The 14,852-nt window shown below is 67.5% G+C and carries 13 protein-coding genes and 1 tRNA gene; 2 read left to right on the forward strand and 12 right to left on the reverse strand.

Going from position 1 to position 14,852, the window contains the following annotated elements; all coding sequences use genetic code 11:
- Positions 1 to 69: 69 nt before the first annotated feature.
- The 8 genes from NFW30_RS06635 to aroC all read right to left on the reverse strand — a co-directional run bounded on the left by NFW30_RS06635 (position 70) and on the right by aroC (position 9,523).
- Positions 70 to 3,024 carry a FimV/HubP family polar landmark protein gene (locus NFW30_RS06635; RefSeq protein ID WP_295352471.1) on the reverse strand — a complete coding sequence of 985 codons (2,955 nt, stop codon included), beginning with the start codon at positions 3,022 to 3,024 and terminating at the stop codon, positions 70 to 72.
- Between the two features lie 205 nt (positions 3,025 to 3,229).
- A complete protein-coding gene (gene asd / locus NFW30_RS06640) occupies positions 3,230 to 4,360 on the reverse strand; it encodes an aspartate-semialdehyde dehydrogenase (protein WP_295352474.1) in 1,131 nt (376 codons plus the stop codon).
- A complete protein-coding gene (leuD, locus tag NFW30_RS06645) occupies positions 4,361 to 5,023 on the reverse strand; it encodes a 3-isopropylmalate dehydratase small subunit (protein ID WP_295352477.1) in 663 nt (220 codons plus the stop codon).
- A 27-nt stretch (positions 5,024 to 5,050) separates the two neighbouring features.
- Complete coding sequence (locus NFW30_RS06650; protein ID WP_295352480.1) at positions 5,051 to 5,179, reverse strand: entericidin A/B family lipoprotein; 129 nt, start codon at positions 5,177 to 5,179, stop codon at positions 5,051 to 5,053.
- 20 nt (positions 5,180 to 5,199) lie between these two features.
- Positions 5,200 to 6,606, reverse strand: coding sequence for a 3-isopropylmalate dehydratase large subunit (gene leuC / locus NFW30_RS06655; RefSeq protein ID WP_295371917.1), 1,407 nt, complete (start codon positions 6,604 to 6,606; stop codon positions 5,200 to 5,202).
- A gap of 229 nt (positions 6,607 to 6,835) precedes the next feature.
- A complete protein-coding gene (locus NFW30_RS06660) occupies positions 6,836 to 8,041 on the reverse strand; it encodes an MFS transporter (RefSeq protein WP_295352486.1) in 1,206 nt (401 codons plus the stop codon).
- Between the two features lie 47 nt (positions 8,042 to 8,088).
- Positions 8,089 to 8,340, reverse strand: a complete 252-nt coding sequence (locus tag NFW30_RS06665) for a DUF465 domain-containing protein (RefSeq protein ID WP_034936060.1) — start codon at positions 8,338 to 8,340, stop codon at positions 8,089 to 8,091.
- A 79-nt stretch (positions 8,341 to 8,419) separates the two neighbouring features.
- Positions 8,420 to 9,523, reverse strand: coding sequence for a chorismate synthase (gene aroC, locus NFW30_RS06670; RefSeq protein WP_295352490.1), 1,104 nt, complete (start codon positions 9,521 to 9,523; stop codon positions 8,420 to 8,422).
- A gap of 86 nt (positions 9,524 to 9,609) precedes the next feature.
- Here aroC and NFW30_RS06675 point away from each other — a divergent pair, with 86 nt between their 5' ends.
- A complete protein-coding gene (locus NFW30_RS06675; RefSeq protein ID WP_295352493.1) occupies positions 9,610 to 9,777 on the forward strand; it encodes a hypothetical protein in 168 nt (55 codons plus the stop codon).
- A 122-nt stretch (positions 9,778 to 9,899) separates the two neighbouring features.
- Here the strand turns inward: NFW30_RS06675 and NFW30_RS06680 are convergent, their stop codons facing one another.
- The 4 genes from NFW30_RS06680 to hpnC form a co-directional block, all read right to left on the reverse strand.
- Positions 9,900 to 10,955, reverse strand: a complete 1,056-nt coding sequence (locus NFW30_RS06680; protein WP_295352496.1) for a VCBS repeat-containing protein — start codon at positions 10,953 to 10,955, stop codon at positions 9,900 to 9,902.
- Between the two features lie 418 nt (positions 10,956 to 11,373).
- Entirely contained in the window at positions 11,374 to 12,564 is a 1,191-nt protein-coding gene (locus tag NFW30_RS06685; RefSeq protein ID WP_363322078.1) for an MFS transporter, read from the reverse strand.
- 198 nt (positions 12,565 to 12,762) lie between these two features.
- Positions 12,763 to 13,353: a YiiX/YebB-like N1pC/P60 family cysteine hydrolase gene (locus NFW30_RS06690; protein WP_295352498.1), complete on the reverse strand. Its 591-nt coding sequence runs from the start codon at positions 13,351 to 13,353 to the stop codon at positions 12,763 to 12,765.
- Positions 13,354 to 13,581: 228 nt separating this feature from the next.
- A complete protein-coding gene (hpnC, locus tag NFW30_RS06695) occupies positions 13,582 to 14,391 on the reverse strand; it encodes a squalene synthase HpnC (protein ID WP_295352501.1) in 810 nt (269 codons plus the stop codon).
- Between the two features lie 376 nt (positions 14,392 to 14,767).
- On the opposite strand from hpnC, the gene NFW30_RS06700 reads away from it, so the two are divergent.
- A tRNA-Leu gene (locus NFW30_RS06700) sits at positions 14,768 to 14,852 on the forward strand.

Genomic DNA, 14,852 nt, shown 5'->3' on the forward strand with positions numbered 1-14,852 from the left:
ACCCCCTGCCTCCGGTCGCTGTGCGTGGACTACAGGTGTACGGTCAAGCAGGGTCGGCTGCCTTCTCCTCTAGTCGCGCAGCGCCGAGAGGAGTGCCAGGGCTGTCTGCCGCTGTCCCGCATCACCTTCGTTGACGACTTCCTGCAGCAGTTCGCGTGCTCCTTCGACGTCGCCCATTTCCTGATAGGCGCGGGCGAGGTCGAGTTTCGTCGCCACTTCCTCACTGGAGCTGATCTCGCCCTGCTCCGCCAGCGCCGTGGCCTCGCCAAAGCTCGGATTGACCTCGGTGTCGGTCTGGTCGGCAGCGAAGTCCGGATTGACCACCGTCTCGGCCTGATCTGCTCCGAACGAGAAGTCGAGCGCGCCCATCATGGACGGCGTGGCGCCTGCGGTGAGGGTCTCCGCCTGACCGAGATCGAGCGAAATCGAGGACATGTCGAAGGCTGGATTCTGCATCGCCTCGCCGAGCACCGTCGACTCCGTGAGGCGGACATCGAATTCCAGCGCTTCCTCGCCTGCCGCAGATCCTTGCGGTCCTTCGTCCAGCGGACCGTGGGGTTGCGTCGCGACCTTCCACGCGGGTTCGTCGGCCACCGGTTCGCTGAGATCGAATTCGAACTCGTGGCTCGCCCCGGACGCGCGTTCGCCTGCCGGTACTTCCGGCGCGACCAGCATGGTGACCTCGAGCGCGCTCGCATCGTCGATCAGCCGCGCAGCATTGCCATCCTCGCCAGCCAGGATGGCGTCTTTCGGCAGCGACGTCTCGAGGTCGAAATCGAGTGTCTGTTCCTGCTGTGGAGCAGCGAAGGCGAGCGTCGTCTCGAGCGCGGCTTCACCGGCATCGCCCGGTATGGTCAGACCGCTACCGTCGCCGCCGAGGTCGAAGTCGAGTTCATCGAGACTGGCAGTCGATGCCTGCGTCGCGACCTGATCGTCACGGGTGGGCGTTGCCGCCGCAGCGATCGCTGCTCCGCCCACCGCCGCAACGATTCCCGCCAGTTGCCCTGGCCTGGTGAGTGTGTCCTCGAGATCCTCCGGTCGCATCGACGCGCTTGCGACGACGGTGGTGGCGGGCACGGTTGCGGGCGGCATGCCGGCCTCCGCGGTCGCAGCGAGCGGTTGGCCGAACAGTGGATTCTCCGGAGCCAGCCGTCGTCCCATGCTGGCAGCCTTCTCCCACTCGGGGCCGACACCGCCGGTTGCCGCGGAGAGTTCCTGCGCCAACGAGATGAAGGGCTTGGCGTCGGCACGCGCCAGATAGATTTCCAGCAGCTTGAGATGGATGGCGTGGCGTCCGGGGTCCTTCTGCTTGGCTTCGAGCAGGATCTCCTCGGCCTGGGCGTCGCGCCCGTAAGCCATATAGACGTCGGCCTCGGCGACGGGGTCGACCTCGTCCGTGTCGATGCTCCCCGGTCCAGCCTGGCTGAAATCGGTCTGCCCGATCGAGTGCGAGGTGTCGACAGTCTGTCCGCCGGTGTTGCGGAATATCGACTTGTCGGCCACGCTCTCGCTGAATGGCGTCACGCTGCCGGACGCAGCCAGTTCCGTTTCTGCGGCACCTTCGCGACGGCGTTTGAAGAACCAGTATCCGGCGAGCAGTGCCGCGATGCCGCCACCGCCGGCAAGGGTAACCGGATTGCCCAGAAGATCGGCGAGGAAGCCAGGCTCTTCCGCCGCTGGCGGCGGCGGGGCAGGTTTCGCGGCGGGCGGTTGCGGTGCTTTGGCCACCTCCACGACCGGCGTCGGCGGTGGCGCGTCGACCCGCGGTGGCTGCGCCGGCACGGCCGGCTCGGCCGGCTTCGTCTCGGCCGGCGGGCCTGCGGCCGCTGCAGGTGCGGGCGTCGGGGTTGTTGCGGTTGCGGCTGCCGTCACCGGGCTTGCTGGCGGCTGTGCGCCGGTTGGTGACGGCGCCGGTTTGCCGGCAGACTGACGCTCGAGATCCGCCAGCGTCTGGCTCTTCATCTCGAGCAGTCGCTGCAGTTCGGCCACATTCCGCTCGAGCGTTGCCAAGCGTTCATTCGCGTCCCGGAGCGCCTTTTCCTTGGCGATCAGATCTTCATCGCCGCGCTTCTGTGCTGGCAGTGGTCTGGCATCCGCGGATTCGGTCTTCGAGACCCTGAGTTGATCCCGCGGTTCGACGGGTCCCGCTGCCTTGTCCTCGACCCGGGTACTGACCCGGCCGGCGGCCTGCTGTCTTGGACCTTCTTCGCGCGCCGGCGCCTCGGCTGCCGCGGCGCCGAGCCTCTTGCGATAAGTTCCCCAGTCGGCCGACTGGGCGACGATGACGCTCTGCGCCTCGCCCCTCGGGATCGTCTCGAGCGCTGCCCGATCAGGCACCGAAAGCACCTTGCCGGCCTTCAGGCGGTTGATGTTGCCCTGGTCGAAGGCATCCGGGTTGGCCCGGTACAGCCCGATCAGCATCTGGTCGAGCGACACGCCTTCCGGCTTCAGTTCGCGTGCGATCTGGCTCAGGGTCTCGCCGCGCCTGACCTCGTGGGTCGCACCGCCGTCGTTTGCCGGTGCCCGCTGTTCGCTGGCACGCGGCCGGACCGCTCGCGGCGCGCGCTCTTCGGTGGGTCGATTCTCGGCGGGCGGACTGACCGCTGCAAGCGGTCGCGCAACGCTTGGCCCCGGCGCCGAGCGGGCGGCGAATTCCGGCGGATCGAGGAGGAACGTGTACTCGCGCAGAAGGCGCCCCGTCGGCCAGTTGAGTTCGACGAGGACATCGACGAAGGGTTCGTTGATCGGCCGAGCCGAAGTCAGCCGGACGACGGCCTGCCCGTTCGGGCGCTTGTCGACGTTCACGGAGAGACCGGAGAGAGTCGAGCTGTACTCCACTCCGGCCTGCTTGAACGCCTCCGGCGAGGCGATCTGCGCCTTCAGTCCGGCCAGTTCCTCGCGGCTGGCAAAGACCTCCAGCTCGGCGCGCAGCGGTTGACCGAGTCCCGAGAAGACGGTCAGCTTGCCCAGTCCGGCGGCATGGCCGGGCAGTGGGAAAGCGGCGAGCGCCAGCGAAGAGGCCACGGCGCAGACGGAAGTCCGCAGTCTGAGCTTTCGTGCTGTGTGAGGTAGTTTTTTGGCCACGGCGCCACCCTGAGCGTCCAGATCGGAATTAGAAAAGTAACATCATGAGGTTAGCCATGCAAGCCAAACATGTTTCTCGGCGTGCGCCGGCTTCTGGCCAGAGACCCGTCTGACCGGCGCGAGGGCGGCGAGTCCCCGTTGCCGCTCAGTCATCGAGCAGGATGCGCAGCATCCGCCGCAGCGGTTCGGCGGCACCCCAGAGCAACTGGTCGCCAACGGTGAAGGCGGCGAGGTACTCCGGACCCATCGCCAGCTTGTGCAGGCGACCGACGGGTATGGCCAGGGTGCCACTGACAGCGGCCGGCGTCAGCTCGCGTTCCGTCGCCTCGCGCTCGTTGGCCACCACCTTCACCCACGAGTTGCCCTGCGCGACGATGTCGGCAAGTTCGTCGAGCGGCACGTCGTGCCGGAGCTTGACCGTCAGACCCTGGGCGTGGCAGCGCATGGCGCCGATGCGCACGCACAGACCGTCGACCGGGATGCTGCCTGGCGAGCGGAAGGCGGGACGGCCGAGGATCTTGTTGCACTCGGCGCCACCCTTCCACTCCTCCTTCGACTGCCCGCCGGCGACGGGAACGTCGATCCACGGGATCAGGCTGCCGGCCAGCGCGGTCTGGCGGAAATTCGCGGTCGGAAAGCCGGGCGCGCGCATCGTCTCGGTGACCCGGCGGTCGATGTCGAGGATCGCCGATGCCGGGTCGGCGAGTTGCGCACTGACGGCAGCGTGCAGGGCGCCCATCTGCTGCAGCAGTTCGCGCATGTTCTGGGCGCCGGCGCCGGAAGCCGCCTGGTAGGTCATGGCGCTGATCCACTCGACGAGGTCGTGGCGGAAGAGACCGCCGAGTCCCATCAGCATCAGCGACACGGTGCAATTGCCACCGATCCAGTTGCGACCTCCCTTGGCGAGAGCATCCTGGATCACGTCGAGGTTGACCGGATCGAGGATGATCACCGCCTCGTCGCTCATGCGCAGCGTCGACGCGGCGTCGATCCAGTGTCCCTGCCAGCCGGCAGCCCGCAAGCGGGGAAAGACCTCCCTGGTGTAGTCACCACCCTGGCAGGTGATGATGATGTCCATCCGGCGGAGGGTCTCGATCGACATCGCGTCGTGCAGCGTGCCGGTTTCCTTGCCGGCGACTGCCGGCGCCGCGCCACCGATTGCCGAGGTCGAGAAGAAGTGCGGTTCGACCTGCGCGAAATCCCCTTCGTCCACCATCCGCTGCACGAGGACCGAGCCCACCATGCCGCGCCAGCCAACCAGACCAAGCGTTCTCATTCATCCACCTTTCGCGGGAAGTGCGTCGACAAACAGCCACGGCTGCTCGCGGCGGCGCCGTTCTTCGAAGGCCTTGATCAGCTCGGCGTGGCGCAGGCTCAAACCGATGTCATCCCAGCCGTTGAGCAGGCAGTCGCGCCGGAATGGATCGACGGAGAATGGCAGCATCCCGCCGTCGGGACGGCCGATGCACTGCCGTTCGAGGTCGACGACCAGCCGGCAGCCGACGGTCGCCGTAACGAGCGCGAACAGTGAGTCGATCGCGTCGGCCGGCAGAACGACCGGCAGGATGCCGTTCTTGAAGCAGTTGTTGTAGAAGATGTCGGCGAAACTCTCGGCGATCACGGCTCGCAGACCGTAGTCGAGGAGGGCCCACGGCGCGTGCTCGCGCGAGCTGCCACAGCCGAAGTTCTGCCGCGTCAGCAGGATCTGCGCTCCCTGGTAGCGCGGCTGGTTGAGCACGAAGTCGGGGTTGCGCGGTCGCCGCTCGTTGTCCTTGCCGGGTTCGCCGACATCCAGGTAGCGCCACTCGTCGAACAGGTTGGGACCAAAACCCGAACGCCTGATCGACTTCAGGAACTGCTTCGGGATGATCGCGTCGGTGTCGACGTTGGCGCGGTCGAGGGGCACCACGAGTCCGTCGAGGCGGGTGAATTTTTCCATGACAATCCTCTGTGCTGCAGGCGCAATCTAGCGGGCGGCCCGGCCGATCGCCTGGCCGCCCTTCTCGATATCCCTGCCGATACCCTGTACCGTATTGCAGCCAGCGACGGCAACCGTCGCCAGCAGAACGAGCAGAAACCGGTTCAGTTCCTTCATCTCCTGTCCCGGGCGCTGGTTCAGGTCCATTCGCTGACATCGCAGAAATGCCCGGCAATGGCCGCCGCCGCGGCCATCTCCGGGCTGACGAGGTGCGTCCGGCCGCCGGCGCCCTGGCGTCCCTCGAAGTTGCGGTTCGACGTCGAGGCGCAGCGCTCGCCCGGCTCGAGCCGGTCGGCATTCATCGCCAGGCACATCGAGCAGCCGGGCTCGCGCCACTCGAAACCGGCGGCGCGAAAAATCTCGTGCAGTCCTTCGCTTTCCGCCTGCTGCTTGACCAGGCCGGAGCCGGGAACGACGAGCGCCAGCCGGATGTTGCTCGCCAGCCTGCGGCCGCGGACGATTGCTGCCGCAGCACGCAGGTCTTCGATGCGCGAGTTGGTGCACGAGCCGATGAAAATCTTGTCGAGCCGGATGTCGCGGATCGGCAGGTTCGGCTGCAGCCCCATGTAGTGCAGCGCCCGTTCCATTCCCTGCCGGCGCTGCGGGTCGCTCTCGGCAGCCGGGTCGGGAACGCGCGAATCCACCGCCACGACCATCTCCGGCGACGTTCCCCAGGTGACCTGCCGCCGGATGTCCGCCGCCTGCATCTCGAGCACGCAGTCGAACTGCGCTCCAGCATCGCTGTGCAGCCGGCGCCAGCAGGCGACGGCGCGCTCCCACATCTCGCCGGTCGGCGCGAAGGGGCGGCCGCGCAGGTAGTCGATCGTCACCTCATCGACGGCGATCAGGCCGAGACGGGCGCCCGCTTCGATCGCCATGTTGCAGAGCGTCATCCGCCCTTCCATCGACAGGCCGCGAATCGCGCTGCCGGCGAACTCGATGGCATGACCGTTGCCGCCGGCGGTACCGAGGCGACCAATGATCGCCAGCGCGACATCCTTCGCCGTGACCCCGCGACCGAGAACGCCCTCGACCCGCACCAGCATCGTCTTCGACTTCTTCTGCAGCAGGCATTGCGTTGCCAGCACGTGCTCGACCTCGGAGGTACCGATGCCCTGCGCCATGCAGGCAAAGGCACCGTGCGTGCTGGTATGCGAATCGCCGCAGACGACCGACATGCCGGGCAGCGTCGCGCCGCTCTCCGGGCTGACGACATGGACGATACCCTGGCGCGGATCCTTGAACGGAAAGTAGGCCAGCGCCCCGACGTCGCGGATGTTGGCGTCGAGCGTCTCGATCTGCAGTCGCGACACCGGATCCTCGATGCCGCGGTCCCAGTGATCGGTCGGCGTGTTGTGGTCGGCGGTGGCGACGATCGACGATGCGCGCCAGGGCTTGCGCCCGGCCAGCTTGAGGCCTTCGAAGGCCTGTGGGCTGGTGACTTCGTGCACCAGGTGGCGGTCGATGTAGATCAGCGCCGTGCCATCGGCTTCCTGATGGACGACATGGTCCTGCCATAGCTTTTCGTACAAGGTTTGCGGCATCGTCTTCTCCGTCCGGAATTCTCCAACCGCTGGGCGGCATGGAGGGCAGGATTATGTCACAGCGCCGGGGCTGCTGTCAGCGCCGGCGAGATGCTCGCCACGCGCCTGGCCCGAGGCTTCCAGGGGGTCTTGCCGGCCGCCGCGTACACGGGCGGCACGCCCTCGGCATCGAGGCGCAGGTCGGCAACCCGGGTCTCCGTCGCGGGATGGGCGGATCGCCGCCCGCGGGTCACGGCCGGCGCCTGCCGTCAGTTCGATGCCGACGCGCTCTACCGGCTGGTTCGCTGACTCCGTCGTCAGTCGCGCGCACCCAGGTGGCGACGATCAGCAAGCCGATCAGGGCGAGCAGCGAACTCAGGGCAAAGGTCGCTGCGGCGCCCCAGCCGTCCCAGGTCCAGCCGCTGAGCAGGCTGCCGAGCAGGCCACCGGCACCAAAGGAGACGGTCGAGTACAGCGCCTGGCCGCGTGTCTGGCAATGGCCCGGAAACCAGCGATTGACGGCCGCGATTGCCGCCGCGTGGTAGGCGCCGAAGGTCAGGCCGTGCAGGAGCTGTGCGACGACCATGAGCCACAGCCAGTCGACCAGATGGCCGATCATCAGGAAGCGCACGACCGCGGCGGCAAAACTGAGGAGGAGCACCCGGCGCAACCCGAATCGTCGCAGCAGGGCGGCCATGCAGAGGAAGACGAGGATTTCGGCGACGACGCCGAGGGACCACAGGCTGCCGACGAGGAGCTTGCTGTAATGATGGTCGGAGAGATGGATCGAGTAGAAGACGTAGAGCGCACCGTGCGCTGCCGACATCGCGAAGCAGGCGGCAAAGAGCGCCCGCACGCGCGTCTGCCGCAGGATGCGACGCAGCAGCGGTTGCTCGCCCACTGGCGGATGCGCCGGGGCGTCGGGAACGGTCATGGCGCAGGCCAGGATGCCGGCAAGCGTGCCGACGACCACCCACAACAGCGTCGACAGTGGTGCGTGGTCGAGCAGCAGACCGGTGCCCATGACGGCGATGATGAAGCCGATCGATCCCCACAGCCGGATGCGGCTGTAGCGCGCCGGGTCGTCGCGCAGATGGTCGAAAGTCAGCGCTTCGACCAGCGGCAGCGCCGCACTCCAGAAGAAGGCCAGCAGCGCCATCGCCATCAGCATGGCCTCGAAGCCGCGGATCATGAAGAACGGCAGGAAGGCGAGCAGGCCGAGGATGCCCGCCAGGCGGACGACGGCGAGCCGGCGGTCGAGACCGTCGGCGAGGGCACCCCACAGGTAGGGCGCGAACAGCCGCATCAACTGCATCTGCGACATCAGCAGGCCGATGTCCCAGGCGGAAAAGGCGAGTGACTGGAGGTAGAGCCCGAAGTAGGGCGAGAACGCGCCGATGAAGGCGAAGTAGAAGAAGTAGTAGCCGGAAAGGCGCCAATAGGGAAGCGCATGCATCCGGCGATTCTACCGGATGCACCTGAGGCCGCGCTGGTGGGCAGGGCTCAGCCGGGTGGGCTGAAAGCACGCAGCATGCGGTACATCTGGTCCTTCAGCCAGACGCGCTGCTTCTTCATGTTCTCGATGGTGAAATCGTCGACCGGCAGGTCCTCTTCTTCAAGGCGCTCGACCTCCCGCGTGAGTTCGTGGTACTCGTCGTAGAGTCTTCCGAACTCCTCGTTTCCCACTTTCAGCGCCCGAATCGAATCGAGATACTCGGGGAACTCGAGGTGAAGGTCGTGGTGCTCAACTTGCATCGTTCTAACCTCTGGCTGATCCCGGCCCGCCCACTGCGCGGCCAGACGACGCGATTATACTCATTGCCAAGGCTGCCCGTCATCCCGCCGGACGTCCCGGAACACGCGGTGTCGAGCACACCACATCGGCGCACTGAGCGCGGTGGCGCAAGGCCTGGTCGATCAGCACCAGTGCCAGCATCGCCTCGGCGATCGGCGTCGCGCGGATGCCGACACAGGGGTCGTGACGGCCGTGCGTGACGACCTCGATCGGTTGTCCGGCGACGGTCAGAGAGCGCCGTGGCAGGCGGATGCTCGACGTCGGCTTGATGGCCAGGTTGACGAGCAGATCCTGACCGGTGGAAATGCCGCCAAGGACACCACCGGCATGGTTGCTGAGGAAGCCGTCAGCCGTCATCTCGTCGCCGTGTTCGCTGCCCTTCTGGCTGATGCTGGCGAAGCCGGCGCCGATCTCGACCCCCTTGACCGCATTGATGCCCATCATCGCGTAGGCGATCTCGGCGTCGAGGCGGCCATAGACCGGTTCCCCCCAGCCGGGTGGCAGTCCGCTGGCGGTGACCGAGATCCTCGCTCCGACCGAGTCGCCCGCCCTCCGCAGCTGATCCATGTAGTCCTCGAGTTCGGCGACGATCGCCGGATTCGGCGCAAAGAACGGATTGTTGCCGATCTCGTCGGCGCTGACGAAGGGGATCGGGATCGGCCCGAGCTGGCTCATCCAGCCCATGATGCGCACACCGTAGCGCTCGGCCAGCCACTTGCGGGCGATCGCGCCGGCAGCAACCCGCACGGCGGTTTCGCGTGCCGACGAGCGGCCGCCGCCGCGATGGTCGCGAAAGCCGTATTTCTGCGTATACACGTAGTCGGCATGGCCCGGGCGAAAGGTCACGGCGAGGTTGCCGTAATCCTTGCTCCGCTGATCCTCGTTGCGGATCAGCAGGGCGATCGGCGTGCCGGTCGTGCGCCCGGCGAAGACGCCGGAGAGAATCTCGACCGCATCCGGTTCGCGCCGCTGCGTCACGTGACGTGATGTTCCGGGCTTGCGGCGGTCCAGCTCGGCCTGGATGTCGGCGGCGGAGATCGCCAGTCCCGGCGGGCAGCCATCGACGACGCAGCCGATTGCCGGTCCGTGCGATTCACCGAACGAGGTGACGGCGAAAAGGGTGCCGAAGGTGTTGCCGGACATGCGTTGCCCCTTGCACGGTGGCTCGAGCGTTAGAATTGGCGGCAGAGTCTACCACAGCGCTTCGCTGCCTCGCCGAGGATACCCTGATGACTGCCAGGAAGACGCCCCCCGCAAGCAAATCGACACGCCAGGAGCGCAACCCGTCGCCGCCACGCGCCGGGCCTGCAGGCAATCCGCTGCGCCAGGCCGAGACGCGCTGGCAGCGCACTGCCCGCTACGTCTGGGACAAGGGAGGCAGCCGCGGCGGCCGCTAGCGAACGCCCCACCGCAAGGCGTCCCGAGACTGATCGCCAGCAACCCTCGCGGGGGCACGCGACCGCCCTTGGTCCGTGCCCGTCTACACGCTGGTCCACTGCGTCGACGGCTCCGCGCAGCCTCAGACGCTCAGGTCGACCTGCTGCAGCGAGCCGGCACCGCCGCTGTCGCGCAGGTAGATGCCGCTGCTGCGGAGCTGGGCGAGCGTTTCGTTGGCGCCGTCACGCAGGTCGAACGGCGTCGCCACACGGGCGAGACCCAGTGCGCCGATGTCGGCTCGCTGCAGCTTCAACAGTGGTCCGCCGCCGTCGGCGTCCGGCATCCACAGCCGCAACTGCGAGTAGGCGGCGTCGTTCTCGTCAATCCAGCCGTTGCCATCGTCGTCGAGCGGCTCGAGATCGGCGAAACCGTCGCCGCTGAGCGCGCCGAACAGTTCGCTGCCGTCGTTGATGCGCTGGTCGCCGTTGCTGTCGAGCACCAGGAAACCCGTGCCGGCGGCGGGCAGATTGATGCTCTCCGCCTTGCCATCGACGTCGAGGTCGAAGCGGAAGCGTTGTCCGACGAGTTGCGCCGAGGTGCCGGCGAAGTTCACCAGCAACGGGTCCTTGCGCGGCCGGGCTTCATCGCCAAGGCGCAGGCTGAGATTGCTCTCCTCGTAGTAGGTGCGCGAGAGCGAGATGTCCAGAGCGAAACGGATCTCCCGCCCGTCAGCCGTACGCACGACACCACGGGCGGCAAGTTCGAGTTGCTCGACTTCAGCGTGTACGGACTGCAAGTCGTAGTCGACGCCACGGCCGAGCGAGTCCGCCGCGGAGCCGTTGGCGGCCGAGCGCGCGCCCACTGGTGGCGCAGCAGTGGCCGGAGCACGGAGTTCGCGGGCGTCAAAGACACGCGCCTCCTCGCCGGTGAGCAGCCGGATGATGGCACGCAGCAAGACGAACCGGGGATCGTTCTCAGCCGGATCGGCATCGGCCACTGCGGCGCTGGGATCAGCCGCCTGCGCGGTACGCGCCGCGTCGGAGATGGTGACGCGATCGATCACGGGCAGGCGGGCGGCTTCAGGCCCGAAGTCCGGACTCTGCGCCCCCGTCCACAGGCGCACCGACTGGCGCACTTCCTCGTGCTGCAGCAACCGGTGCGATGCGGCCATGTACACTTCGCTGCCAAGAATCTTCACCACGGCCTCCAAGTCAGACTGCCACACTCTACGCTGGTAACGACTGCCGGCAAGGGAACTTGAGCAGCGTGTGCCGCTCGCGTCGCACGTCTTCGCAGCGGCTGCGGGCAGGCGGCCACGATTCGGGCAACCGATTGACGGGAGAGGGCAGGAGCGGTGATACCGGTGGTCACCGACAGCCGACTTGCCGTTTCTCGTCTCGGGCGCGTTTTTTCGGTCGCAATTCCCGCCCTGTTGCTCACCGGCATGGTGGCCCTGGCGGGGGCGCTCCTGTGGCCCAACCTGGTAGCCGAACGCCAGGACTGGCCGGCAGATCAAACAGGCAGCGCAGGAGCGCAGGGTACTGGCTGCCCCATGCGGTCGTATCGGCCGGTCGTTCCGGGAAACCAGTCACGTCCCATCCTGCAGGCGGAACGGATCACGGGTCCTGCGTTTCGCCTCGTCGGCCCCGCCGTCGCAGCCACAGCGTCGCACTGGCGAGGGCGGTGAGGGCAACGAAGGGCAGGGCGACCTGGTTGAGCACGCTCCAGCCGGCGCTGGTCACCAGCAGGCCCGAGCCGAAGGACGAGGCGCCCATGACGAAGAACATCAGAAAGTCGTTGAGGCCTTGTGTCCGTGCCTTCTCCGCTGGCGTGTAGGCCTCGGTGAGCAGGGTCGTGCCGCCGACGAAGAGGAAGTTCCAGCCGATGCCGAGAAGCAGCAGCGACCACCAGAAGTGCAGCAGTGTGACGCCGGCGAGGGCGATGACGATGCAGCCGGCCATCAGTGCCGCACCGGCGAGCAGGATGCTGGTGATGCCGAAACGGCTGATCAGGTGGCCGGTGAGGAAGCTGGGGGCGAACATGCCGATGACGTGCCACTGCAGCACCAGTGCGGTGTCGCCGAAACCGAGACCACAGAAATCCATCGCCAGCGGCGTCGCGTTCATCAGCAGGTTCATCACGCCATAGCCGATGGCGGCGGCCAGCACGGCGACGATGAAGACCGGCTGGCGGGCGATTTCGGCGAGCGGACGGCCGACGCCGTGTTGCTCCTCGGCAGCCGCTGGCGGGAAGCGCAGGCTGGCGGCGATCGCCAGCGAGGCGAGGGCGAAGCCGATCAGCGAGGCGTAGGATGCGACATACTGTGGCGCCAGCAGGTCGCGTGTCAGCTTGCCGACGGCCGGACCGATGAAACCGCCGACGATGCCGCCGGCGAGGGTGAGAGAAATCGCCCGGCTCTTCCACTCCGTCGGTACCACTTCCGCCGCGGCGAAGCGAAAGTACTGGCCGAAGGCATGGTAGATGCCGGAGCAGAACGTGGCGCCGCAAAGCAGCCAGAAGTCCTGCCGGAAGATCGCCAGCGCGCCGATGGCGCCGCCGAGCATGCCGCAGCAGGCGCCGAGCATGAAGCCGGCGCGGCGGCCATGCCGGCGCATGAAGAGCGATGCCGGCAGTGTGCTTGCCGCCGATCCGAGGACGTAGCCGACTACCGGCAGCGTCGCCAGCCGCTTGTCCGGTGCCAGTGCGTAGCCGGCGAGCGCGTTGATCGCAACCAGCGTCACGCCGTTGGTCAGCAGCAGCGCCTGTGCCGTGGCGAGGAGGGTCAGCGAGCGGTGCAGAGCGGTCACCGCGTCATTCTATGCCCGTGCGGGCGATCCGGCGCAGGCGCGTACCGTCGCGGCCGGAATCGCCGCGGGCATCGCATGGCCACCCTGGGCTGGTGCGCCGCAGCCGATCGACACCGGGCAGTGCCTCGTGGACGACGGCGGCATGCGCGCCATCGCGCCTGCATCTCGCTCCGCTGGCGACGCTTTCCTGACCGCCCTTCAGAGGATGCGGAACTGCATCGCCAGTTGCTCGTCGTTCCAGATATCGTCCGGGCTGATCGAGCGGCGGTGGAACCGGAAGTCGATGCCGGCCTTGCGGAACGCCTCATAGACCAGTTCGGAGCAGATGTACTTGCGGTCGCGCACCTTGCGCCCGCGGCGGAACAGGATGCGGATGGCGATGCGGCAGATCTCCCAGTTGTCGTAGGGTCGGGTCAGTTCGTCCATGCCGAAGCTGATCGCCCGCTTCAGCGACTCCGGATCCACTTGCGGCCGGATGCGGCCGATGACGATGCGTCCGCGGTACGGCCTGTTGCGGCCGTGGTAATCGCGCAGGTACTTCGACAGCGGCACCAGGCGCACGCCGATCGCCGTCTCGCTCTCGAGGACGAAGATGCGCTGCAGGCTGTCGTCTCGATAGACGATGCCGACGTGACTCCAGACCGATCTCGTGAACCACTGGATGATCCGCGAGAAGACGTACGTACCCGAGCAGAAGATGATGTCCCCGGTACGCAACTGCTCGCGTACCTGCGGGTAGTCGACGACTGGCAGTCTGGCGACTGCCTTGACGGCGAGGCGATCGGCCATCCTGGCGCCTGGCTCAGTCGACGCGACCGGCGGCGGCCGGCGAGGGAAGAAGAGCAGTGGGCATCCTGACCTCCGGTCGCGCTGGGTGGATGAAGCACGCCATACTGCCGCAATCGAAGGCTGTTGGTAAGGGGAGACAGCCGGCGAGTGCGAGGGGCCGGAGCCTTCGCGTGCCGCCGGAATCGCGACGGGGCTGCACGACCGCGTCGCGCCGCGTCGTCCCGCCGGCTACATCCACAGCGCGCGGCCGCCCATGCGCAACCAGTCGCCGGCGGCGAGCACTGGCCGCCGCCTGAAGACGTCGCCGCGCACGCTGCCGATGCGCTCGAGAATACGCAGCCCTCCCTGGACGGTGAGCCGGATTTCCCACGTCATCCGCCCGGGCAACTCGTGCACCAGGGGTGCCCCGGTCAGCAGCAGCTGCCGTGTGCGCTCGATCTGGAAGTCGAGCAGCGCCGCCCAGCGCTCGCTCCAGCGAGCTGCGGCGATCTGCTCTTCGGTGATGGCGAAGCGGGCGAGGTCGCTCTGCGGCAGGTAGACGCGCCCCTTCTGCCAGTCGAGCGCGACGTCCTGCCAGAAGTTGACGAGTTGCAGCCCGCTGCAGATGCAGTCGGACCGTCGCAGATTCTCGCCGCTGGCGCGGCCGACCAGATGCAGAAGCAGTCGTCCGACGGGATTGGCGGAACGCCGGCAGTAGTCGAGCAACTCCGGGTAGTCGGCATAGCGCTTCTTGACCACGTCCTGGGCAAAGGCGTCGAGCAGGTCGCGCAGCGGCTGCAGCGGCAGCCGCCATTCGCGTACGACCGTCGCCAGCGATGCGAACTCGGTCGTCACCGGCGGTGTGCCGCGCTCGATGCGGTCCAGCTCGTCGCCGTATGCTGCCAGCGCCTGCAGGCGCGCCGCCGCCGGCGCGTCGCCTTCATCGGCGAGGTCGTCGGCGGCGCGGGCGAAGCGATAGATTGCCTCGATCGGTTGCCGCAGCCGCCGCGGCAGAAGCAGCGAGGCGACAGGAAAGTTTTCGTAGTGGTCGACGGGCATCGGGAATGGTCTCCCGGCGGGTGGCACGTGCACAGACCGGGGCGAGGCAGCAGGGAGCCGACAGTATAGAGGTGCCACGCCGGCGACGACGAGCCTGGCGAGCACTGGTTGGCCGTGTGCAGCAGGCAGCGGTCCCCGCAGCCGCATGTGCTGTCGCTTCGCTGGCCGACCGGGGAGCGGATTCCCCGTCGCCGTCGCGGAAGCAGCCATCAGGCACCGGCAGGCCTGTTGTCTGGCACCTCCCCGGCCATGACTGCACGCGGAAGCTGACAGCGGTGAAGCGTCACGGTTAGAATGACGCGCGCTGCAACCGGCGCGCCAGCCGGCGCCCCCCTTGGTGCCCGCCGATGCGCGGCGCGCGGGTCGATATCGCAGTGCCCAGGTGGCGAAATTGGTAGACGCAGCAGGTTTAGGTCCTGCCGCCGCGAGGTGTGGGGGTTCGATTCCCTTCCTGGGCACCA

This window comes from Accumulibacter sp., from assembly GCF_023806635.1.
Classification (GTDB): Bacteria; Pseudomonadota; Gammaproteobacteria; order Burkholderiales; family Rhodocyclaceae; genus Accumulibacter.